At 73.1% G+C, this 20,896-nt stretch carries 21 protein-coding genes; 5 read left to right on the top strand and 16 right to left on the bottom strand.

The features are described from left to right. The first annotated feature begins 48 nt into the window (after positions 1-48). A complete protein-coding gene (locus QSK45_RS03085; RefSeq protein ID WP_285552920.1) occupies positions 49-771 on the top strand; it encodes a 3'-5' exonuclease in 723 nt (240 codons plus the stop codon). A gap of 33 nt (positions 772-804) precedes the next feature. Here QSK45_RS03085 and QSK45_RS03080 read toward each other — a convergent pair whose 3' ends face one another. Further along, entirely contained in the window at positions 805-1,668 is an 864-nt protein-coding gene (locus tag QSK45_RS03080) for a phosphotransferase enzyme family protein (protein ID WP_285552918.1), read from the bottom strand. Between the two features lie 301 nt (positions 1,669-1,969). On the opposite strand from QSK45_RS03080, the gene QSK45_RS03075 reads away from it, so the two are divergent. The 3 genes from QSK45_RS03075 (at position 1,970) to QSK45_RS03065 (ending at position 4,293) form a co-directional block, all read left to right on the top strand. Then, a complete protein-coding gene (locus QSK45_RS03075; RefSeq protein WP_285552916.1) occupies positions 1,970-2,521 on the top strand; it encodes a DUF1697 domain-containing protein in 552 nt (183 codons plus the stop codon). A gap of 22 nt (positions 2,522-2,543) precedes the next feature. Beyond that, positions 2,544-3,587, top strand: coding sequence for a ketopantoate reductase family protein (locus QSK45_RS03070; protein ID WP_285552915.1), 1,044 nt, complete (start codon positions 2,544-2,546; stop codon positions 3,585-3,587). A gap of 382 nt (positions 3,588-3,969) precedes the next feature. Further along, positions 3,970-4,293 carry a hypothetical protein gene (locus tag QSK45_RS03065; RefSeq protein ID WP_285552914.1) on the top strand — a complete coding sequence of 108 codons (324 nt, stop codon included), beginning with the start codon at positions 3,970-3,972 and terminating at the stop codon, positions 4,291-4,293. Positions 4,294-4,330: 37 nt separating this feature from the next. On the opposite strand, the gene QSK45_RS03060 is transcribed toward QSK45_RS03065, so the two are convergent. The 15 genes from QSK45_RS03060 to QSK45_RS02995 all read right to left on the bottom strand — a co-directional run bounded on the left by QSK45_RS03060 (position 4,331) and on the right by QSK45_RS02995 (position 19,354). Further along, entirely contained in the window at positions 4,331-5,068 is a 738-nt protein-coding gene (locus tag QSK45_RS03060; RefSeq protein WP_285552913.1) for a sirohydrochlorin chelatase, read from the bottom strand. A gap of 5 nt (positions 5,069-5,073) precedes the next feature. Further along, positions 5,074-5,964 carry an ABC transporter permease gene (locus QSK45_RS03055; RefSeq protein WP_285552911.1) on the bottom strand — a complete coding sequence of 297 codons (891 nt, stop codon included), beginning with the start codon at positions 5,962-5,964 and terminating at the stop codon, positions 5,074-5,076. Continuing rightward, positions 5,951-6,730: an ABC transporter ATP-binding protein gene (locus tag QSK45_RS03050; RefSeq protein ID WP_285552909.1), complete on the bottom strand. Its 780-nt coding sequence runs from the start codon at positions 6,728-6,730 to the stop codon at positions 5,951-5,953. The genes QSK45_RS03055 and QSK45_RS03050 overlap by 14 nt, the downstream gene beginning before the upstream one ends. Before the next feature lie 34 nt (positions 6,731-6,764). After that, complete coding sequence (locus tag QSK45_RS03045) at positions 6,765-7,874, bottom strand: aliphatic sulfonate ABC transporter substrate-binding protein (protein WP_285552907.1); 1,110 nt, start codon at positions 7,872-7,874, stop codon at positions 6,765-6,767. A gap of 225 nt (positions 7,875-8,099) precedes the next feature. Beyond that, positions 8,100-9,434 carry a sulfate adenylyltransferase subunit 1 gene (locus tag QSK45_RS03040; RefSeq protein WP_285552905.1) on the bottom strand — a complete coding sequence of 445 codons (1,335 nt, stop codon included), beginning with the start codon at positions 9,432-9,434 and terminating at the stop codon, positions 8,100-8,102. 2 nt (positions 9,435-9,436) lie between these two features. Next, complete coding sequence (gene cysD / locus QSK45_RS03035) at positions 9,437-10,372, bottom strand: sulfate adenylyltransferase subunit CysD (RefSeq protein WP_285552903.1); 936 nt, start codon at positions 10,370-10,372, stop codon at positions 9,437-9,439. Next, positions 10,369-10,965: an adenylyl-sulfate kinase gene (cysC, locus tag QSK45_RS03030; protein ID WP_285552901.1), complete on the bottom strand. Its 597-nt coding sequence runs from the start codon at positions 10,963-10,965 to the stop codon at positions 10,369-10,371. The genes cysD and cysC overlap by 4 nt, the downstream gene beginning before the upstream one ends. After that, on the bottom strand, positions 10,962-11,672 hold the full coding sequence (locus QSK45_RS03025; RefSeq protein WP_285552899.1) for a phosphoadenylyl-sulfate reductase: 711 nt from the start codon (positions 11,670-11,672) through the stop codon (positions 10,962-10,964). Before QSK45_RS03025 ends, cysC begins: the two co-directional genes overlap by 4 nt. Beyond that, positions 11,669-11,851 (bottom strand): hypothetical protein, encoded by a 183-nt coding sequence (locus QSK45_RS03020; RefSeq protein ID WP_285552897.1) that lies wholly within the window; start codon positions 11,849-11,851, stop codon positions 11,669-11,671. Before QSK45_RS03020 ends, QSK45_RS03025 begins: the two co-directional genes overlap by 4 nt. Continuing rightward, the gene (locus QSK45_RS03015) at positions 11,848-13,545 is read right to left on the bottom strand and encodes a nitrite/sulfite reductase (RefSeq protein WP_285552896.1); all 1,698 of its coding nucleotides are present in this window, start codon (positions 13,543-13,545) and stop codon (positions 11,848-11,850) included. The genes QSK45_RS03020 and QSK45_RS03015 overlap by 4 nt, the downstream gene beginning before the upstream one ends. Before the next feature lie 158 nt (positions 13,546-13,703). Next, positions 13,704-13,787 (bottom strand): putative leader peptide, encoded by an 84-nt coding sequence (locus QSK45_RS38305; protein ID WP_310739661.1) that lies wholly within the window; start codon positions 13,785-13,787, stop codon positions 13,704-13,706. A gap of 127 nt (positions 13,788-13,914) precedes the next feature. Beyond that, complete coding sequence (locus tag QSK45_RS03010; protein ID WP_285552894.1) at positions 13,915-14,487, bottom strand: GNAT family N-acetyltransferase; 573 nt, start codon at positions 14,485-14,487, stop codon at positions 13,915-13,917. A 55-nt stretch (positions 14,488-14,542) separates the two neighbouring features. Next, positions 14,543-15,877: a hypothetical protein gene (locus tag QSK45_RS03005; protein ID WP_285552893.1), complete on the bottom strand. Its 1,335-nt coding sequence runs from the start codon at positions 15,875-15,877 to the stop codon at positions 14,543-14,545. 199 nt (positions 15,878-16,076) lie between these two features. Beyond that, positions 16,077-17,372, bottom strand: a complete 1,296-nt coding sequence (locus tag QSK45_RS03000) for a GAF domain-containing protein (RefSeq protein ID WP_490993505.1) — start codon at positions 17,370-17,372, stop codon at positions 16,077-16,079. Between the two features lie 344 nt (positions 17,373-17,716). Continuing rightward, entirely contained in the window at positions 17,717-19,354 is a 1,638-nt protein-coding gene (locus tag QSK45_RS02995) for an acyl-CoA dehydrogenase family protein (protein WP_285552888.1), read from the bottom strand. 234 nt (positions 19,355-19,588) lie between these two features. Between QSK45_RS02995 and QSK45_RS02990 the strand changes: the two genes are divergently transcribed. After that, entirely contained in the window at positions 19,589-20,866 is a 1,278-nt protein-coding gene (locus QSK45_RS02990; protein WP_285552886.1) for a YihY/virulence factor BrkB family protein, read from the top strand. Positions 20,867-20,896 lie beyond the last annotated feature (30 nt).

Below are 20,896 nucleotides of genomic sequence, written 5' to 3'. Positions count from 1 at the left end.
GAGGGTGGAGAACACCGGGGGACGCACCATCGAGAAGGGGGACCGCCCATGGGCTGGCACCAGGAGCTGCTGGTCGGCTTCGACCTGGAGACGACCGGCACGGATCCGCGCGAGGCACGCATCGTCACCGGCGCGGTGATCGAGGTCAGAGCGGGTGAGCAGCTGGGCCACCGGGAGTGGCTGGCCGATCCGGGTGTGGAGATCCCGGCCGACGCGGTCGCCGTGCACGGGATCAGCAACGAGCGGGCGGCGGCCGAGGGCCGACCCGCCGACCGGGTGGCCGACGCCATCGCCGAGGCGCTGGTGTCGTACTGGAGGGCGGGCGTCCCGGTCGTCGCCTACAACGCGGCCTTCGACCTCACCCTGCTCTCCGCCGAACTGCGCCGCCACGGACTGCCGTCCCTCGCCGACCGCCTCGGCGGGCTCGCTCCCGCCCCGGTGATCGACCCGTACACCATCGACCGCTGGGTGGACCGCTACCGTCGCGGCAAGCGGAACCTGGAAGCGGTCTGCGCGGAGTACGGCACGGTCCTGGACGCGGCGCACGACGCGTCCGCGGACGCCCTCGCGGCGGCCCGCCTGGCCGCCGCGATAGCCGTCCGCCACCCGAAGATCGCCGCCCTCGGCCCGGCGGAACTGCACCGCAGGCAGATCGAGTGGTACGCCGCATGGGCGGCCGACTTCCAGGACTTCCTGCGCCGCAAGGGCGACGCGACGGCGGTGGTGGACGGGATGTGGCCGCTGCGGGAGCTGACGGCCGAGGCGGTGTGAGGGGGCCGTCGGGATTCCGGCGACGGCGCCGGATCAGAACGGATACCAGCGCACCGACTCGTCCCCGTCCCGCAGGGACGCCACCCTGCGGCGGAACTCGGCCAGGGCCTTGGGATTGCTCGGCGCGTGCTGGGCGACCCAGGCGCAGCTGGCGGTCTCGCGGGCGCCGCGCAGCACCGAGCAGCCCTCCCACTCGCGCACGTCCCAGCCGTAGGCCGCGGTGAAGGCGTCGTACGACGCGGCCGGCAGCCCGTACCGGTCGCGGGAGAGGACCATCACCACCAGGTCGTGCTCGCGCAGGTCGGCGGAGAAGGTCTCCAGGTCGACCAGGACCGGCCCCTCGGGCCCGATGTGCACATTGCGGGGCAGCGCGTCGCCATGGACGGGGCCCGGCGTCAGACGGGGTGTCAGCGCCGCCGCGGCCGCCGCGAAGCCGTCCCGGCGCTCGCGCAGATAGGCCGCGTCCTCGGGGTCGATGGCCCCGTCCGCGAGCCGCAGCCAGCGCTCCACCCCGCCCAGCAGCTCCCGGGGCGGCAGCGCGAACGGGGCGTCGGGCAGCGCGTGCACGAGCCGCAGCAGCTCGGCCAGGTCGCGCGGCTCGGCGGGTCGCACGGCGCCGGGCAGCCGGTGCCACACGGTCACCGGGTGGCCCCCGACCAGCCGCGGTTCCGGCTCGGCCGCCCGCACCGCGGGCACGCCCGCCTCCGCGAGCCAGCCGGCGACGCGCACCTCGCGCCGCGCCCGGTCCAGCAGCTCGGCGTCACGCCCCACCTTGACGACCAGGTCGCCGGCGGCGAACACCGCGTTCTCGCCGAGCGCGAGCAGAGTCGCGTCACCGGCCGCGACCGCGGGTACTCCCGCCGCGGCCAGTACGTCCCGTGCCCGTGCCTCGTCCATCGTGGTGCCTCCGTGCCGCCGTCTTCCGAGCCGCTGTCCGGGGACCCGGCACCTGCCGTTCCCCCCGGTCAGTCTCCCACCCGCGCCGGCCCGCGCCCGCCGGGCGTCATGGGATGTCCGTTCCGCCGTCAGAGATCCACTTTGTGATGACGAAAGCTTGTTGAACAAGTCACAGCTGCGTGCAGAGGTTGATCCGCCCCCCGCCGAACGGGCATTGTTTCGCGCAGCCCGCCCCCCGGGGCCGGGCCCCGGTCGTCGTGCCCGCCCCCACGGGGCACGACGGCCGCTCTAAGCTGACGGTGTGACGACCTATGCGGCGCTGTTGCGCGGGATCAACGTCAGCGGCAACCGGAAGCTCCCGATGGCCGACCTGCGCGCGCTGCTCGGCGACCTCGGACACCGTGACGTCCGCACCCATCTCCAGAGCGGCCAGGCGGTGTTCACCGCCGAGCACGGTGACGAGGACTCCCTGGCAGGCGAGTTGACCCGGGCCATCGAGGAACGCTTCGGCTTCACGGTGGACGTGCTCGTGCGCGACCACGCCTACCTGGCCGCGGTGGTGCGCGACTGCCCCTTCCCGGCCGCCGAACTGGAGGGCAGGCAACTGCACGTCACCTACTTCTCCGCCGCCGTCACGGCCGACCGCTACGCGCACCTCGACCAGGTCGCCCACCTCCCCGAGGAGTTCCGCCTCGGCGACCGCTGCCTCTACCTGTACGCCCCCGACGGCCTCGGCCGCTCCAGGCTCGCCGAGGCGCTGAGCCGGCCGCGGACCACCAAGGGCCTGATCGCCACCAGCCGGAACTGGAACACCGCGGTCAGACTGGCGGAACTGACCGCGCCCCCGGCGTGAGCACGTGTGAGGGAACCCGACGATGCGCTACATCGTGATCGGAGCGGGAGCGGTCGTCGGCACCGTGGGCGGGCGGCTGGCCCAGGCCGGCCGCGAAGTCGTCCTCGTCGCCCGCGGCAGCCATCTGACGGCACTCGGTGAGCGCGGGCTGCGACTGCGGGTGCCGGAAGGGGAGTCGACGCACCGGCTGCCGGCCGTCGAGGGCCCCGGGGCGCTCGGCGCGCTGCGTGCCGACGACGTCCTGCTGCTCGCCGTGAAGACCCAGGACACCGTGGCCGCCCTGGACGCCTGGGCCGACGTCCCCGTGGCCGGCGGCGGTACCGCGGGCGAACGGCTGCCGCTGCTCTGCCTGCAGAACGGCGTGGAGGGCCCGCGGCTCGCGCTGCGCCGCTTCCGCCGGGTGTACGGCGTCTGCGTCTGGCTGCCCTGCACCTTCGTGGAGCCCGGCGTCGTCTCCGCCGCGGGGACCCCGCTCACCGGCATCCTCCATCTGGGCCGCGCCCAGGGCGGCACCGACGACACCGCCCGCCGGATCGCCGCCGACCTCGCCGACGCGCACTTCGAGGCGCCGGTCGTGCCCGACGTGGCCCGCTGGCAGTACGCCAAGCTGCTCGCCAACCTCGCCAACGCGCTGGAGGCCGTGAGCGGCCCGCTACAGGGCGAGACCGCCGAGGCCCTGTTCGCGCGGGTACGGGCCGAGGGGGAGGCCGTGCTGGACGCCGCCCGGATCGCGTACGCGAGCCCCGAGGAGCAGCGCGCGGCGCGCGGCGACAAGGTGACCCTGGTCCCGCTGGACGGGGCCCCGCGCGGCGGCGGTTCCTCCTGGCAGTCCCTCGTGCGCGGCACCGGCAGCATCGAGGCGGACTACCTCAACGGCGAGATCGTCCTCCTCGGCCGCCTGCACGGCGTCCCGACCCCGCTCAACGAACTCCTCCAGCGCCTCGCCGGCACCTTCGCCCGCGAGCGCCGGCCCGCCGGTTCCCTGCCGCTCGCCGACCTGGTCCGGATGGCCGACGAGGCCGGGCGGGCGCGGGACCGAGCCGCCGGCGAGGTCCGCTTGCCCTGAAGCGGAGTTCGAACAGGGGAACGCCGACGTGGCCGATAACCGCCCCTGTGGAGCGCCGAGTCGACCTTTCCCTGTGACAACCGGGCCGCCCCGGGCGCAGAACGGAGTGCCGTCGCGGTCCGACGTCACAGGGGAACGCCGGACCGCGGCGGCTTGTACCACGTCCTCGCCCGTAAGGGGGCGGCTCCGCGAACAACGCGACAAGTCCGTCCCGCTGTCCCTAGGGTGAAGCACGCCGGGCGGCCGGAACGACACCCTGAGGCCCCCGTCCCGGAGCGTCCGCGCGCCCTTCCGCTACCGCGTCCCCGGCCGTCAACGGACACGGGTCAACCGGAGGAGCGGCGATTTTCGGCCTACCTCCGACCACGAGCGAGGACTGGACATGAGCACCTATGACCACGGACACGTCAACGGCCCCGGCCACTACGGTGAGTTCGTCGGCCTCGACCTGACGCACGGCACCCCGCCCCTGGAGGCGCTGATCGCCGTCTCGGCCCGGCTCACCGAGGCGCTGCGCAGGGAGTGCCCCGGGCTCGTCCGCCAGGGCCAGATCATCGAGGCGGCGTTCGCGGAGTCGGCCGACGACGGACTGCCGCCCAACCGCGGCCGCATCCGCTCCGCGCTGGACGACATCTGCATCGGGGCGTCGGCCGGCACGGCGAGCCTCGCCTACACCCGGCAGCTGGTGCAGGCCCTCGGCCTGTGACGCCCCGCGAACCCGCCGTGGCCGACGGCCGGGGCGACTAGGCGCCGAGCGCCTGGAGCAGCGGGCGGCACGCCGTGTCGTACCGGTGCAGCAGCAGTCGCGCCACCTCCGGCGCGGGTCCCAGGACCTTGGCGAGGACGTCCGCGCCGGCCGCGCCGCGCGCGATGCGGTCCGGCAGGAAGCCGGGGGCGAGGACGTACGGCGCCACGGCGACCCGGGCACAGCCGAGCGCGCGCAGTTCCCGTACGGCGTCCTCGGTGCGCGGCAGGGAGGCGGAGGCGAACGCGGGTCGCACGGCGCACCAACCGGTGTGCCACCACTCCCGCGCGATGTCGGCGATCACCGCGATCGCCTCCGGGTCACTGGACCCCGCCGAGGCCAGCACGACCCCGGTCGAGGACTTGTCGGCGGGGCTGAGTCCGGCCTCGTACAGCCGTCGCTCCAGCGCCGCGAGCAGCAGCGGCGAGGGGCCGAGCACCTCCGCCTGCCGGACCCGCAGCCGCGCCGGGGCCGCCCGCAGCACCGCCGGGATGTCGGCCTTGGCGTGGAAGGCGCGGGTGAGCAGCAGCGGCAGGGCCACCACGTCACGGACACCCTCCGCCGCCAGTGACTCCAGCACCCCGTGCACGGACGGCAGGTTGAAGTCCAGGAAGCCGGTTTCCACGCGCAGCCCGGGACGCTGCGCCCGCACCCGCTCGACCAGGGCGTGCACGGCGTGGGCGTGCCGCGCGTCGCGGCTGCCGTGGGCGATGACGAGGAGCACGGGTGCCGCCATGCCGGTCAGCCCTTCACCAGCAGGCCGCGGCTGCGCAGCACCCACCGCTCCAGCGGACTGAAGATCAGCAGGTCGATGGCGATGCCGACGAACAGGATGAGCAGGATGGCCTCGAACACCATGGCCATGTCGCTGGCCGTGCGGGCGTTCTCCAGGAGCTGGCCGAGGCCGGTGCCGAGGTCGGGGAAGCTCGCGATGATCTCGGCGGCCATCAGCGAGCGCCAGGAGAAGGCCCAGCCCTGCTTCATGCCGGCCACATAGCCGGGCAGGGCGGCGGGCAGGGTGATGTGCCAGGTGCCCTTGACGCCGGTGGCGCCGAGCGTGCGGCCCGCGCGCAGGAACAGCGGGGGCACCTGGTCCACGCCGGAGACCAGCCCGTTGGCGATGGACGGCACGGCGCCGAGCAGGATCACGGTGTACATCATGGAGTTGTCCAGGCCCAGCCAGATGACGGCCGGCGGGACCCAGGCGACCGACGGCAGCGACTGCAGGCCGGACAGGATCGGCCCGATGGCCGCGCGCACGAACCTCACCCGCGCCACCAGCAGCCCCAGCGGGGTGCCGATCAGCAGCGCGAGGCAGAAGCCGAGCAGACCGCGCGAGACGGAGGTCCAGATGTAGCCGAGCAGCTTGCCCTGGAGCCAGTCCTCCCGGAAGGCGCCCCAGACCGCGCCCGGCGTGGGCAGCTTCGTCGGATCGTCCACGATCTTCAGGGTGATCAGGCCCTGCCAGACCACCAGCACCACGACGATCGCGGCCAGGGGTGGCAGGACCTTGTCGACCAGGGTCCTGCGCAGCGGTGTACGGCTCGACTGCGTGGTCTCCAGCGCGTCGAGGCCCGCTTCCACGCTGCCCTCGGCCGGCGCGTTCGTGGTGGTCGTGTCAGTGCTGGCCATGGCGGCGGATCTCCCCACGCAGTACCTCGGTGATCTCCAGGGACAGTTCCGCCACGGGCGCGTCCTCGATGCGGCGCGGCTGCGGGAGGCCGACCTCCCACTCCCGGGCCACGCGGCCCGGCCGGGAGGACAGCAGCACGACCCGCTGGGCGAGACGCACGGCCTCGCGCACGTTGTGCGTGACGAACAGCACCGACAGGCCGGTCTCCTGCCAGATCCGGGTCAGCTCGTCGTGCAGCACGTCCCGGGTGATGGCGTCCAGGGCCGCGAAAGGCTCGTCCATCAGCAGCAGCCGGCTTTCCTGGGCGAGCGCGCGGGCCATCGCGACCCGCTGGCGCATGCCGCCCGACAGTTCGTGCACGCGTTTGCCGTGCGCGCCGCCCAGGCGGACGAGTTCGAGGAGTTCCTCGGCCTTGCCGCGCCGCTCGGCGCGGGGGACCCCCCGCAGCCTGAGGGCGAGTTCGATGTTCTTTCCGGCGGTCAGCCAGGGGAACAGGGCGTGGTCCTGGAACATCAGCGCGGGGCGGCCGTCGGTACGGATGGTGCCGGCGGTGGGCTCGTCCAGGCCCGCCACCAGGTTGAGCAGCGTGGACTTGCCGCACCCCGAGGCACCCAGGAGGGTGACGAACTCGCCGGGCGCGACATCGAGGCTGATGTCGTCGAGGACGAGCTGGGACCCGCCCGGTGTGGCGAAGGACTTCGAGACATGCTCAAGGCGTGCGGCGTACTCCACCGACCGCGCGGCCTTGGCGAGGGTCGTGGCCATGGTCGTCACCTCCTGGGACGTCTTCGGGCGGGCGTCAGCTGCTGCCGAGGCCGGCGGCGTCGACCGGGCGGTCGCCCTCGGCCTTGAGCACCTGGTTGAGGATCGTCAGGTCGTAGATCCCCTTGAGGTCGGGCTTGTCCAGCAGACCGGCCTTGACCGCGTGCGCCGCCTCCGTGCCGAGGCTCGCGGCCAGCGGGTCGTCGGTGAACCGGACGGACTTCCACGCCGGGTCGAGCACCGCGGCCGGCAGTGCCTTGCCGGAGTCGTCCGCGAGCTGCTTGTTCGCGGCCCGCTTCGCCTGCTCCGGGTTGGCGTTGATCCACTTGTTGGCCTCGACGGACGCCTTCAGGACCGCCTCGACCGCCTTCGGGTGTTCCTTGAGGAACGCCTGCCGCACGATGATGTTGGTGATCACGAACTTGTGCCCCGGCCACAGCGAGGACTCGTCGAGCAGCACCTTGCCGCCCTCGGCGACCAGCTTGGACGCGGTCGGCTCCGGCACCCAGGCGCCGTCGACGGAACCGGACCTGAACGCGTCCGGGGTCACCTTGTTGTCGCTGCGCACCACCGTGACGTCGCCCTCGCCGCTCTGCGGATCGATCTTCCAGCCCCGCTCCGCCGCCCAGTTGAGGAACGCCACGTCCTGCGTGTTGCCCAGCTGCGGGGTGGCGATCCTCTTGCCCTTGACGTCCTTCAGCGAGGTGATCCTCTTCGGGTTCACGACCAGCTTGACCCCGCCGGACGCCGAACCGCCGATGATCTTCAGGCTCTTGCCGTCGGACTTGGTGTAGCCGTTGATCGCCGGGGACGGGCCGATCCAGCCGATGTCGATGGAGCCGGAGTTCAGCGCCTCGATCTCGGACGGCCCGGCGTTGAAGGTGGCGTAATCGGCCTTGGTGGCGCCCAGTTCCCTCTGGAACAGGCCCTGCTCCCGTCCCACCAGCGCGGTGCCGTGGGTGAGGTTCGGGAAGTAGCCGATCCTGACGGAGTCGAGGCCGTCGATCTTCTTGGCCCCGGCGGCGACCTTCGCGGTGTCGTCGTGAGCGGCCTTCGAGCCGTAGCCGCACGCGGCGAGCGCGAGCAGGGGAAGCGCGACGAGCACGGTCATACCGCGGCGCAGGAACGGGGAGTTGATGGCAGGCACGGGAGGGGTTCCTCTCGTTGGCCCGGCGGGTCACGGTCTCTTCAGGTCGTGGCCGGGAGGTCGGCAGGTCTTCGTCTGTGGCGGTGGGGGGTGAGGGCGCGCGAGCGGTGCGCGTACGTCAGCGCGCACATCGCGCCACCCCGCCCTGTCCGCTGCCGAGGGCGCCGCTGCCGACGCGGCCGCCCTCCTTCGCGAACAACGAGTAGAAATCGGAGGAGTTCATGCTCAGAAGTCCCAGCCGTCCTCGTCGGCCGCGTCCTTGACCGGATCGGGCGCGGCGAAGGACTCGCCGACCATGCCCGCGGTGAGCGTGGTGCCGTCGGCGGGGTCGATCAGGATGAAGGAGCCGGTGCGGCGCGAGTCGGCGTAGGCGTCGACGGGCAGCGGTTCGGCGGTGCGGATCTTCACCCGGCCGATGTCGTTGGCGGCGAGCCGACCGGGGTGGGGGTGCAGGGACAGGTCGTCCAGGGTGAGCCGGGAGGGGATGTCCTTGACGATGGCCTTGACGGTGCGGGTGCCGTGCTTGAGCAGGACCCGGTGGCCGACGGCCAGCGGCTGGTCGGCGACGTGGCAGACCGTCGCCTCCACGTCCTGCGTGGTCGGCGGCGCGTCCTTGGCCGGCACGATCAGGTCGCCGCGCGAGACGTCGATGTCGTCCGCCAGCAGGAGGGTCACGGACTGGGTGGTCCAGGCGACGTCCACCGGCTCGCCGAGCAGGTCGATGCCGGAGATCGTCGTGGTCAGCCCCGACGGCAGGACGGTGACCTCCTCGCCGACGCGGAAGCTGCCGGCGGCGATCTGGCCCGCGTAGCCCCGGTAGTCGGGGTGCTCGGCGCTCTGCGGGCGGATCACGTACTGCACGGGCAGCCGGGCGTGGCAGTGGGCCAGGTCGTGGCTGACGGGGACCGTCTCCAGGTGCTCCAGGACGGTGGGTCCGCCGTACCAGTCCATGTGCGCGGACGGCTCCACCACGTTGTCGCCGGCGAGCGCGGAGATCGGGATCGCGGTGACCTCGGGCACGCCCAACTCGGTGGCGTAGGCGGTGAACTCCTCGGCGATCGCCGCGAAGACGGGCTCCCGGTAGCCGACGAGGTCCATCTTGTTGACGGCCAGCACCACGTGCGGGACGCGCAGCAGGGCGGCGATCGCGGCGTGCCTGCGGGTCTGCTCGACCACCCCGTTGCGGGCGTCGACCAGGATCACCGTCAGCTCGGCGGTGGAGGCGCCGGTGACCATGTTGCGGGTGTACTGCACATGGCCGGGGGTGTCGGCGAGGATGAACCGTCGCCGGGGAGTGGCGAAGTAACGGTACGCCACGTCGATGGTGATGCCCTGTTCCCGCTCGGCGCGCAGCCCGTCGGTGAGCAGGGCGAGGTCCGGGCCGTCCTGGCCGCGGCTCGCCGACGCCCGCTCCACGGCCTCCAGCTGGTCGGCCAGCACCGACTTGGAGTCGTGCAGCAGCCGCCCGACCAGGGTGGACTTGCCGTCGTCGACGGAGCCGGCGGTGGCGAACCGGAGCAGCGTGGTGGCCGACAGCGCCTCGGTCGTGACAGTGCTCATGGTTAGAAGTACCCCTCGCGCTTGCGGTCTTCCATCGCGGCCTCGGACAGCTTGTCGTCCGCGCGGGTGGCGCCCCGTTCGGTGAGGCGGGACGCGGCGATCTCCGCGATCACGGCGTCCAGGGTCGTCGCGTCGGAGTCGACGGCGCCGGTGCAGGACATGTCGCCGACCGTGCGGTAGCGCACCAGGCGCCTCTCCACCGTCTCGTCCTGCCGCGGCCCGCCCCACTCGCCGGCGGTCAGCCACATCCCGGCGCGCCGGAACACCTCGCGCTCGTGCGCGAAGTAGATCCGCGGCAGCTCGATGCCCTCGCGGGCGATGTACTGCCACACGTCCAGCTCGGTCCAGTTCGACAGCGGGAACACCCGCACGTGCTCACCGGGCGCGTGCCGACCGTTGTACAGGTTCCACAGCTCGGGGCGCTGGCGGCGCGGGTCCCACTGGGAGAACTCGTCGCGCAGCGAGAACACCCGCTCCTTCGCGCGGGCCTTCTCCTCGTCGCGGCGCCCGCCGCCGAAGACCGCGTCGAACCTCTCCGACTGGATCTTCTCCGTCAGCGGCAGCGTCTGCAGCGGGTTGCGGGTGCCGTCCGGGCGCTCCTTGAGGACACCCCGGTCGATGTAGTCCTGCACGGAGGCCACGTGCAGGCGCAGCCCGTGCCGCTCGACCGCGCGGTCGCGGTAGTCGAGCACCTCGGGGAAGTTGTGCCCGGTGTCGACGTGCAGCAGCGAGAAGGGGACGGCCGCGGGGGCGAACGCCTTCAGCGCGAGGTGCAGCATGACGATCGAGTCCTTGCCCCCGGAGAACAGGATCACCGGGTTCTCGAACTCGCCCGCCACCTCGCGGAAGATGTGCACGGCCTCGGACTCCAGCGCGTCCAGGTGCGACAGCGCGTACGGGTTGTCCGTACCGCCCTCGACCTCGGCGAGCGTGGTCATATCAGTCCCCTCTCGCTGAGCAGGGCGGACACGGCGGCCGCGGACTCCTGCACGGTCTGGTGCTGCGACTCGATGCGCAGCTCGGGCGACTCGGGCTCCTCGTACGGGTCGTCCACACCGGTCAGCCCGGTCAGCTCGCCCGCGGCCTGCTTGGCGTACAAGCCCTTCACATCGCGGACGCTGCACACCTCGACCGGCGTCGCCACGTGCACCTCCAGGTACGGGGTGGCGTTCTCCGCGTGCCGCTTGCGCACGGCCTCCCGGCTGTCCGCGTACGGCGCGATCACCGGCACCAGCGCCAACACGCCGTTGCGGGCGAGCAGTTCGGCGACGAAGCCGATGCGCTGCACGTTGGTGTGGCGGTCCTCGCGGGAGAAGCCGAGGCCGGCGGAGATGAACTCGCGGATCTCGTCGCCGTCGAGCACCTCGACCCGGTGGCCCCCGGCGCGCAGCCGGCCCGCCAGTTCGTGGGCGATGGTGGTCTTGCCGGCGCTCGGCAGGCCCGTGAGCCAGACGGTGGCTCCGGTGGTCACGTCGTTCTCCTGAGTCTGAGTCTGAGGTCGGTCCTGGGGCGGCAGCTGACGTGTCGTCATCCGTGCAGCCCGCACTCGGTCTTGGCGCGCCCGGCCCAGCGTCCGGCGCGCGCGTCCTCGCCCTCCAGCACCCGGCGGGTGCAGGGGGCGCAGCCGATGGAGGCGTAGCCGTCCATCAGCAACGGGTTGGTCAGCACGCCGTGTTCGGCGACGTAGGCGTCCACGTCGTCCTGGGTCCAGCGGGCGATGGGGGAGACCTTGACCTTGCGCCGCTTCTCGTCCCAGCCGACCACGGGGGTGTTCGCCCGGGTCGGGGACTCGTCGCGGCGCAGGCCGGTCGCCCAGGCCCGGTAGTCCGCCAGGCCCCGCTCCAGGGGCCGCACCTTGCGCAGGGCGCAGCACAGGTCGGGGTCGCGGTCGTGCAGCTTCGGGCCGTACTCCGCGTCCTGCTCGGCCACGGTCTGCTCCGGCGTGAGCGTGATGACGTGGACGTCCATCACCGCGGCCACCGCGTCCCGGGTGCCGATGGTCTCCGGGAAGTGGTAGCCGGTGTCGAGGAAGACCACGTCCACACCCGGGCGGACCCGCGCGGCGAGATGGGCGACCACGGCGTCCTCCATCGAGGAGGTGACGCAGAACCCCTCGCCGAAGGTGTCCACCGCCCAGCGCAGGATCTCCAGCGCGGAGGCGTCCTCCAGCTCACGCCCCGCGCGCTCGGCCAGCTCCCGCAACTCCCCGTCCGCACGCGCATTCTGATCGTCCGTCATGCCTGCTCGCCCCCTTGGTCGCCGGCTCGCCGCAGTCCCCGCGCGAGCAGTCCGAGGAACTTCAGCTGGAACGCCCGGTTGCACGCCCCGCACTCCCACGCCCCGTGCCCCTGCTCGCTGGGCCGCAGGTCCTCGTCGCCGCAGTAGGGGCAGTGGAAGGGGGCGGCGCGCTCGCTCACGACAGGGCCTCCTCGGAGGCACGGGACGCCCAGGCGGCGAACCGCTCGCCGTCCGCACGCTCGGCGAGGTAACGCCGCAGCACCCGCTCGATGTAGTCGGGCAGTTCCCGGGCGGTGACCTTCAGGCCGCGCACCTTGCGGCCGAAGCCCGCCTCCAGACCGAGCGCGCCGCCCAGGTGTACCTGGAAGCCCTCGACCTGGGTGCCGTCGTCGTCCAGGACCAGCTGGCCCTTGAGACCGATGTCGGCCACCTGGATACGGGCGCAGGCGTTCGGGCAGCCGTTGATGTTGATGGTCAGCGGTTCGTCGAACTCCGGGAGCCGGCGCTCCAGTTCGTCGATCAGGGAGCTGCCGCGCTCCTTGGTCTCCACGATCGCGAGCTTGCAGAACTCGATGCCGGTGCAGGCCATGGTGCCGCGCCGGAAGGGCGAGGGGGAGACGGTGAGGCCGAGCGCGTCGAGGGCCGCCGACAGCGGCTCGACCTGGTCCTCCTCGACGTCCAGCACGATCATCTTCTGCTCGACGGTGGTGCGCACCCGACCGGAGCCGTGGGCCTCGGCGACATCGGCGATCTTGGCCAGCGTGGCACCGTCGACCCGGCCGACGCGCGGCGCGAAGCCGACGTAGAAGCGGCCGTCCCGCTGCCGGTGCGCGCCGACGTGGTCGCGCCAGCGCTCCACGGGCTGCGCGGGCGCCGGGCCGTCGATCAGCTTGCGCCCGAGGTACTCGTCCTCCAGCACCTGCCGGAACTTCTCCGCGCCCCAGTCGGCGACCAGGAACTTCAGCCGGGCCCGGTTGCGCAGCCGCCGGTAGCCGTAGTCGCGGAAGATCGAGATGACGCCCTCGTGGACGTCGGCGACCTCCGCCAGCGGCACCCAGGCGCCGAGCCGGACACCGATCTTGGGGTTGGTGGACAGCCCGCCGCCGACCCACAGGTCGAAGCCGGGCCCGTGCTCGGGGTGTTCGACCCCGACGAACGCGACGTCGTTGATCTCGTGCGCCACGTCCAGCAGCGGCGAGCCGGAGACCGCGGTCTTGAACTTGCGCGGGAGGTTCGAGTACGCCGGGTTGCCGATGACGCGTCGGTGGATCTCCTCGATGGCCGGGGTGCCGTCGACGATCTCGTCCTCGGCGATGCCGGCGACCGGGGAGCCGAGGATCGCGCGGGGCGTGTCACCGCAGGCCTCGGTCGTGGACAGTCCGACCTCTTCGAGCCGCCGCCAGATCTCCGGCACGTCCTCGATGCGGACCCAGTGGAGCTGGATGTTCTGCCGGTCGGTGATGTCGGCGGTGCCGCGCGCGAACTCCTGGGAGACCTCGCCGATCACCCGCAGCTGCCGGGTGGTCAGCCGGCCGCCGTCGATCCGCACCCGCAGCATGAAGTACTCGTCGTCCAGCTCCTCCGGCTCCAGGATGGCGGTCTTGCCGCCGTCGATCCCGGGCTTGCGCTGGGTGTACAGGCCCCACCAGCGCATCCGGCCGCGCAGATCGGTCGGGTCGATGGAGTCGAAGCCGCGCTGGGCGTAGATCGTCTCAATACGTGTCCGTACGTTGAGACCGTCATCGTCCTTCTTGAACTGCTCGTTGCCGTTGAGCGGTGTGAAGTGGCCCTGGGCCCACTGGCCCTCGCCGCGGTGACGGCTCACCTTGCGGCGGGGCGCGGAGGCGGCTGGGTTCGGTGGGGTGGCAGCCATGGTTGCTACGTCCTTCGGACAGGCTTCGGACATGGGAGAAGTGGCGCTGAAAAAGCTCTGACCTGCGCGGACAGGGCGCACGGGCGAAGATTGCGAACCGTGCGCGGGCAGGGGTCGGGCGGGGGCCGACGTAAGGGGGAGCGGCGTTGCTGGAAGGGTCAGCTCGCCGGACAGATGGCGCTGGACATGCGGCCGAGGTCGACGTGCCGCCGACTCACCAAGGCAATTCCAGTTCCAGGCATGACGGCAGCGTGTCACGGCGATCTGGACAGAGTCCAGCTTCTTCCGTCATGTGGACACCCTTGTCTCGCATCGCGGGACAAGGGTGCGATCGCTCACATGTGTCGCAGGGAGGCTTGTCGGGGCAGGTCAGGCGGGGTATGCGCCCGGCCACGGACCCGGGTTGGACACGTCCGGTTCCAGTTCGACCTTGGTTTCGTACAGCTTGAAGCCGCGTCGCTGGTAGTTGGCCATGGCGAACTCGCCGTCCTTGTCGCAGGTGTGGACCCACACCCGCTTGGTCGGTGTCCGTCCGGGCCAGCGCTCGCCGAGGTCCCAGGCACGGGCGGTGCCGTACGCCAGCAGGTGCCCGCCGATCGCGCGGCCGCGGAAGGCGGGGAGCAGCCCGAAGTAGAGGATCTCCACCGCGCCGTCGTCCTGCGCCTCCAGCTCGATGAAGCCGGCCGGGGTGCCGCGGTCGTACGCCACCCATGTCTCGACGCCCGGCCGGTCCAGCAGCTCCCGCCAGCGCGCGTACGACCACCCGAGCCGGTCGGTCCAGCGGATGTCCCCACCGACCGCCGTGTACAGGAACCGGTTGAACTCGGGGGAGGGCACCTCTGCCCGTACGATCCGCACGTCGCCCTCGGGTGCGGCGGCGGGCAGCAGATCGGCCGGGGACGTCTGCTCCAGGAACCATGTCGTGACAGGGACGCTGCTCATGCGGGCCAGGGAATCATCCCGCCCCGGTGTCTGTCGATCGCCCCCCTGGTGGGGGTCAGCCCAGTGACCGGTCCAGCTCCGCCAGCGGCACCGCGAACAGCATCCGCCCGGACAGGGACCACACCTCACCGGTCTCCCGCCAGTACGACAGGGAGCCCGCGGACTCGGCCCAGCAGCGATGCGTGGCGTCCGCGCCGCACTCCGCCGCCTGCGCGCCCCGGGTGTCCTGTCGCCACAGCCCGCCGTGCCCGTCTTGCGCCTCGGGCACCCGTCCCACATACCAGGACGTGCGCTCCGCCCCGGCCTCCCGGTAGGACAGCACGCCCCGGATGCCGGTCACCCGCGTCCGGTACTCCTCCACCGCGTCCACCCGGCCCCGGGCGTTCGCCGCGAGCAGCCCCGCGCGGCGCGGGTCCGTGCTGAACGCGTACCGCCACAGCCGGGCGGGCCGCTCGCTGCCGGGGGTCGTCCACTCCGCTGCGACCAGGGTGGCCGGCGCCGTACCGCGGTCGAGCGCGAGCGCGCCGGGACAGGGCGGTCCGGTGGCCGAGCAGCGGCCGGCGGCGAAGCTGTAGCTGCCGACCGCGGGCATCACGTACCGGTAGCCGTCGGCGGACCAGCCGCCCCGCACCCGGCCGATCGCGGGCCCGTCGACCGTGGCGCGCTGGATCCGGTCGAGGTCGTACACGTAGAGCGCCGCGGAACCGCCGCGACGGGTGCCGACCAGCAGCTTGTCCCGGTACCAGACCATGGAGGAGATCCCGGAGCCCAGGCCCCGGTAGTCGCGGCCGCCGTCCACCGGCACCACCAGCAGCACCCAGCGGTAGGCGAGCCGGTCCGGGTCGTCGGCGTCGACGAGGGCGACCCGGGCGAGGCCGCGCTCGGCGCGCGGACCGGTGCGGGTGCCGTGCGTCCAGCCGCCGAGGACGACCCGGTGGGTGCCCCACACGCCGTCCTCGTCGGCGTCCCCGGACGTGGTCACCGAGGCCGGACGCCAGCCCCGGGCACCGGTGTCGGCCGGGTCCCAGCAGTACGCACGGGTGGGCGAGGGAGCGACGGGCAGGGTCGCGCGGTCGGCGTCGGAGCAGCCGGGACCCTCGCGCAGGGTGCGGTCCGCGCCGGCGAGCACGGTGTCCACACCGACCGGGCGGCCCATCGAAGCGGCCAGGCGGTCCAGGGTGCGGGCGGGCACCAGACGCTCGCGCAGCCGCAGCCGCGCCGTGTCCGCGGGGGAGGTGAGCGGCCTGAGCGCGCCGGGGCGCTCGGTGACCTGTGCCTGGGAGGCGCTGATCAGGGTCGCGGCCGCGGTCAGCGCCAGCGCGGTCCCGGTCAGCGCGGCGCGCAGAGCCGTACCCCGCCTGCGCCGGCGATGTCTGCCGCGATGCATCATGTCGTCCCCTCTTCAGGGCCCTTCCACTCCGGCGCACGCCGTCGCCCCGGCCCCGGCCGGTACGGACCAACTGCGCCCACCGGTCCCTACGTTGACGCCGCGTCCGGACCCTCAGGGGATGCTACGGCAGTGACGGTCCGCGCAGGGCGAAGACCCCGCAAATACCCGGAAGTCCCGCCGGAACCGCCGGGCCCCGCCGTCACGCGGGTCTCGGGCGGTCCCGCCGCGGCACCGTCCGCCGGTGCGCCACCGCCGCGGCCGTGGAGCGTGGCAGCAGGTCACGGGGGTCATCGGGCAGCACGACCTCGATGTCGGCCGTATCAGAGAAACGATACGGCCGATGCTGGAGAAGTCCCCCGAGATAGCGGCGGATCCGCGACATCTCCGCCCGCACCGTCACCGTGCGTGTCGGGTCGCCGAAGAGATCCCCGGCCAGTTCCGCCGCCCCGCGCCCGCCCGGGTGTTCGGTCAGCAGGAACAGCAACTCGGCATGGCGCGGGCTCAGTTCCCGCGACCAGGAGCCGGCCGACGCGGACACCGACACGGTCACCGTGGCGCGCTCCGGCCGGGACAGGTCCAGCACGACGCGGGAGGCGGCCGCGGCGTGCGGCTCCCCGTCGGCCCGCAGCAGCCAGCCCTCGCCGAGTGGCTCCACCGCGCACCAGCCGAGCGCGGCCAGCCACCGGCGGCCCGGCACCAGCGCCTTGGGCAGCGTCACCCGCCGCAGGTACGGCATCCCGGTCACGGCCGCCGACCAGCCGTCCCGGTCGACCACCAGCGCCCGCCCGTCCAGTCGCGCCAGCACCGGCGCCGCCACCGTGCGCAGCCGCTCCAGCGAGCCCACGTGCAGCTCCCGCAGCCGTGCCTCGGCCAGCTTCGCCACCGCGTCCACCCAGGCGAGCGTCGCCGGATGCACGGTCTCCAGCGGGCCGCTGAGATCCACCACCCCGAGCAGCCGGCCGTCCCGGGGATCGGTGATCGGTGCCCCCGTACACACCCACGAGGTGTGCGACCGCACGAAGTGCTCGGCGGCGAACACCTGGACCGGCCGCCGTACGACCGCGGGGGTGCCCACCCCGTTGGTGCCGACGACGTCCTCACGCCAGTCCGCGCCCGGCTCCAAGCCGAGCCCGTCCGCCTTGCGCAGTACCGGGACCGAGCCCTCGCGCCACAGCACGCGCCCGTCGGCGTCCGCGACGACCATGATGTGCTGGGCCACGTCCGCGACCGGAAGCAGCCCCTCGCGCAGCACCGGCAGCACATGCCGCAGCGGCGACTGCTCGCGTCGCCGTCGCACCTCGTCCGGGGGCAGCAGCCGGGATCTGAAGTCGCGGTCCGGGTCGACGCCGCTGCGCAGCACCCGGCCCCAGGACTGCTCGATCACCGGCCGGGGCGCGAGCGGCCCGCGCTGGCCGGCGAGCGTGGCCTCGCGCACCTCGCTGAGCACCCGCGCCGCCTGCGCCGCGTCCACGGCGGCCAGGCGCGCCACGTTCATCGGCGGGTTCACCACGGGTTCTCCTCCCGGCGAAGGGGGTCGCGCACAACTCTTCGGCTCTCCGGGCGGCGCTTTCCGGTCGGCCGCTCCTCACATACTGCCGGTCCGGGCAGGCCGGAGGCACAGACTCCGCGCATGTGCGCCGACAAGTTGCAACCCCCTGCAACCCTGGTGAACCGTCGGAACCCCGCCGAGACTTGACCAGGACGCCCGTCGCGGCGTCCACGGGCCGCAACGGGCCCATGCGGCGGGGGTGGTGCCGTGTCGGCGCAGCACCACCCCCGGCCGGGCACCGGCGGTTTCCGGCCAGGGCGGCGAGCAACCCCCGTCGTCGGTACGGCGTCTCAGGAGACCGGGCGCGCCCGCTCCACCACCGACGCCAGGTCCAGACCCCCCGGCAGCGTCCCGAACGTCCCGCCGTGATCGCCGCCGAGCCGTGAGGCGCAGAACGCGTCGGCGACCTCCGGCGGCGCGTGCCGCACCAGCAGCGAGCCCTGGAGCACCACCGCGAGCCGCTCCACCAGCCGCCGCGCCCGGCCCTCCGCGTCGGCCAGATCGGCGAGTTCGGTGAACAGGTCCTTCACCGCCCGGTCCAGCCGGTGGTCGGCGCCGTGCGCCTGCCCGATCTCCGTCAGACACGCGTCCAGCGCGGCCGGCTCCCGCCGGAGTGCCCGCAGCACGTCGAGCGCCTGTACGTTCCCGGCGCCCTCCCACACGGAGTTGAGCGGCGACTCGCGCACCAGCCGGGGCAGCCCCGACTCCTCCACGTACCCGTTGCCGCCCAGGCACTCGGCCGCCTCGACCACCACGGGCGCGCACCGCTTGGTGATCCAGTACTTGGCGGCCGGCACCGCGAGCCGCAGGAAGGCGCGCTCCCGTTCGCCCCCGTCGTCGTAGGCCGCCGCGAGCCGCAGCGCCAGCGCGGTCGCCGCCTCCGACTCCAGCGCGAGGTCCGCGAGCACGTTGCGCATCAGCGGCTTGTCGAGCAGCCGGCCGCCGAACGCCTCGCGGTACGCGCAGTGGTGCACCGCCTGCGCCACCGCCTGCCGCATCAGGCCCGCCGAACCGAGCGCGCAGTCGAGCCGGGTCGCCGCGACCATCCCGATGATGGTGCGCACCCCGCGCCCCTCCTCGCCGACCCGGCGCGCCCAGGTGCCGTCGAACTCGACCTCGGCGGAGGCGTTGGAGCGGTTGCCCAGCTTGTCCTTCAGCCGCTGGAGCAGGAAGACGTTGCGCGTGCCGTCCTCCAGGACGCGCGGCACCAGGAAGCAGGTCAGACCCTCGGGCGCCTGCGCCAGCACCAGGAAGGCGTCCGACATCGGGGCGGAGCAGAACCACTTGTGCCCGGTGAGCGCGTAGGCGCCCGCCTCCGCGAGCGGGCGGGCGCGGGTGGTGTTCGCGCGGACGTCGCTGCCGCCCTGCTTCTCGGTCATGCCCATCCCGAAGAGCGCGCCGGGCTTGCGCGCGGCGGGCCGCAGGTCGGGGTCGTAGACCGTGGAGGTCACCCGCGGCTCCCAGACGGCGGCGAGCGCGGGATCGGTGCGCAGCGCGGGCACGGCCGCGTGGGTCATGGACAGCGGACAGCACGTGCCCGCCGCCACCTGGGTCCACAGCAGGAACCCGGCCGCCCTGCGCACATGCCCGGCGGGCCGGGTCCAGGCGCCGGTCAGCCCGGCCGAGACGCCCTTGCCGAGCAGCCGGTGCCAGGCCGGGTGGAACTCCACCTCGTCGATCCGGTGGCCGTACCGGTCATGGGTGTGCAGCCGGGGCGGCTGTTCCTCCGCCTGCCTGCCCCACTCCTGCACCTGCGCCGAGCCCCCGGCCCGCCCCAGCGCGGACAGCTCCGCGCGCGCCTCGTCCAGCAGTTCCCGCGGTGTGTACCGCTCGACGGCGTCCACCAGTGCCCGGTCGCCGGCGAAGAGGTCGTGGCCGATCAGTGGGGGCGGCTGGTTCGTCACGGTGTGGGTGGAGATGCCTGCCATGCTTGTGAACCTACCCGGGACGGCGGCGGTGATGGCCTCCAGGGTGGCACAGGGCGGCCGGGGTGGTGGGAGGACACAGGGCGGGGTGGTGGGAGGACACAGGGCGGGGTGGTGGGAGGACACCGGGCGGGGCGGTGGGAGGAAACGGGACGGCCGGGCGCGGGACGCGCGGAGCCGGTCGCCGGACCGCCCCGCGTGGTGAGGGCGGCCCGTCGCTGCGGATACCGTTGGGTCGTGCAGCCAGCGAGTGATTCCCCCGAACGGCCGGTCGGACGGCTCCACCGGGCCCGCGCCCTCTACCGGAACGTATCCAAGCGCAGGACCGCCTGGCTGCTGCTCAAGGACACCGTCAACTCCTGCATGGAGTACCGCATCCTCGGCCTCGCCGCCGAGGCCGCGTTCTTCACCCTGCTGTCCGTTCCCCCGCTGCTGCTCTGCCTCATCGGGCTGCTCGCCTACGTGGACACCTGGACCGGCGCGCACACCATCGGCAGCCTGGAGACCAACCTCCTCGAAGCCTCCCGGACCGTCCTGTCCGACAAGGGTGTCAAGGAGATCACCGAGCCGATCCTGCACGACGTGATAAAAGGCGGCCGGCCCGATGTCATCTCCCTCGGCTTCCTGTTCGCCCTGTGGTCCGGCTCCCGCGCGGTGAACGTCTTCATCGACACCATCACCGTCATGTACGGCCTCGACGGAGTCCGGGGCATCGTCCGCACCCGGATCATGTCCTTCGTGCTGTTCATCGTGGCGCTGCTGATCGGTTCGGTGGCACTGCCGCTGATGGTCGCGGGACCGGACGCGGTGGTACGGGTGGTGCCCTGGTCGGAGACGGTGGTGCAGGTCCTGTACTGGCCGGTCGTCATCGTCCTGTCCGTCGTCTTCCTGACCACGCTGTACCACGTGTCCGTGCCGGTGCGCTCGCCGTGGATCGAGGACGTCCCGGGCGCCCTGGTGGCCCTCGCCATGTGGGTCCTCGGCAGCTTCCTGCTGCGCATCTACCTCGTGCACACGATCGAGGGCGCCACGATCTACGGCTCCCTCGCCGCGTCCGTCGCCGTCATGCTCTGGATCGGGGTGTCCGCCTTCGCCGTGCTGGTCGGCGCGGCGGTCAACGCCGCGATCGACCGGGTCTGGCCGGCCGCCGCCACGGCCGCCGCGCGTGAGGCCAACGAGCGGGCGCGGGAGGCGCAGGTCGCCGAGTACGTGGCGCGTGCGGCGGCGGCGCGGGAGAGCGACCCGGACGATCCCGACATGCCGTCCGAGTTCCCCGAGCGGTGGTCCCGGTTCCTGCCGCCCGAGGACGTGACGTCGCGGCTGCGGGGGCATGCGCGGGGCGCGCAGGGGGCGGGCAGGGAGGGCAGGGGGACCAGGGAGCAGGCCAAGGGGGACGGCTCCCGGGTGGACGGCGACGGTCCGCGCGTGAACGGCGGCGGCTCCCAGGCCCCCGGCGACGGCCCGTACCTCGACGGCGGGGGGAACGGCGGCGACACCCCCCACCGCCGGTGGTGATCTGACCAGGTCACCGGACCGGGTCCCCGC

Origin of the sequence: Streptomyces hygroscopicus subsp. hygroscopicus (genome assembly GCF_030269125.1) — a bacterium.
In the GTDB taxonomy this organism is placed as follows: domain Bacteria; phylum Actinomycetota; class Actinomycetes; order Streptomycetales; family Streptomycetaceae; genus Streptomyces; species Streptomyces hygroscopicus_C.
The sequence above is the reverse complement of the archived record's forward strand: the minus strand, read 5'-3'. Positions and strand labels throughout refer to the sequence as shown.

What these genes read in the sequence shown, in the direction of transcription:
- QSK45_RS38305 (WP_310739661.1), bottom strand. Translation starts at nt 13,787, where the DNA reads ATGCCTGGAACTGGAATTGCCTTGGTGAGTCGGCGGCACGTCGACCTC.
- QSK45_RS03050 (WP_285552909.1), bottom strand. Translation starts at nt 6,730, where the DNA reads ATGGCCACGACCCTCGCCAAGGCCGCGCGGTCGGTGGAGTACGCCGCA.
- QSK45_RS03005 (WP_285552893.1), bottom strand. Translation starts at nt 15,877, where the DNA reads ATGATGCATCGCGGCAGACATCGCCGGCGCAGGCGGGGTACGGCTCTG.
- QSK45_RS03065 (WP_285552914.1), top strand. Translation starts at nt 3,970, where the DNA reads ATGAGCACCTATGACCACGGACACGTCAACGGCCCCGGCCACTACGGT.
- QSK45_RS03060 (WP_285552913.1), bottom strand. Translation starts at nt 5,068, where the DNA reads ATGGCGGCACCCGTGCTCCTCGTCATCGCCCACGGCAGCCGCGACGCG.
- QSK45_RS03000 (WP_490993505.1), bottom strand. Translation starts at nt 17,372, where the DNA reads ATGAACGTGGCGCGCCTGGCCGCCGTGGACGCGGCGCAGGCGGCGCGG.
- QSK45_RS03055 (WP_285552911.1), bottom strand. Translation starts at nt 5,964, where the DNA reads ATGGCCAGCACTGACACGACCACCACGAACGCGCCGGCCGAGGGCAGC.
- QSK45_RS03085 (WP_285552920.1), top strand. Translation starts at nt 49, where the DNA reads ATGGGCTGGCACCAGGAGCTGCTGGTCGGCTTCGACCTGGAGACGACC.
- cysC (WP_285552901.1), bottom strand. Translation starts at nt 10,965, where the DNA reads ATGACGACACGTCAGCTGCCGCCCCAGGACCGACCTCAGACTCAGACT.
- cysD (WP_285552903.1), bottom strand. Translation starts at nt 10,372, where the DNA reads ATGACCACGCTCGCCGAGGTCGAGGGCGGTACGGACAACCCGTACGCG.
- QSK45_RS03070 (WP_285552915.1), top strand. Translation starts at nt 2,544, where the DNA reads ATGCGCTACATCGTGATCGGAGCGGGAGCGGTCGTCGGCACCGTGGGC.
- QSK45_RS03015 (WP_285552896.1), bottom strand. Translation starts at nt 13,545, where the DNA reads ATGGCTGCCACCCCACCGAACCCAGCCGCCTCCGCGCCCCGCCGCAAG.
- QSK45_RS03025 (WP_285552899.1), bottom strand. Translation starts at nt 11,672, where the DNA reads ATGACGGACGATCAGAATGCGCGTGCGGACGGGGAGTTGCGGGAGCTG.
- QSK45_RS02995 (WP_285552888.1), bottom strand. Translation starts at nt 19,354, where the DNA reads ATGGCAGGCATCTCCACCCACACCGTGACGAACCAGCCGCCCCCACTG.
- QSK45_RS03010 (WP_285552894.1), bottom strand. Translation starts at nt 14,487, where the DNA reads ATGAGCAGCGTCCCTGTCACGACATGGTTCCTGGAGCAGACGTCCCCG.
- QSK45_RS03040 (WP_285552905.1), bottom strand. Translation starts at nt 9,434, where the DNA reads ATGAGCACTGTCACGACCGAGGCGCTGTCGGCCACCACGCTGCTCCGG.
- QSK45_RS03080 (WP_285552918.1), bottom strand. Translation starts at nt 1,668, where the DNA reads ATGGACGAGGCACGGGCACGGGACGTACTGGCCGCGGCGGGAGTACCC.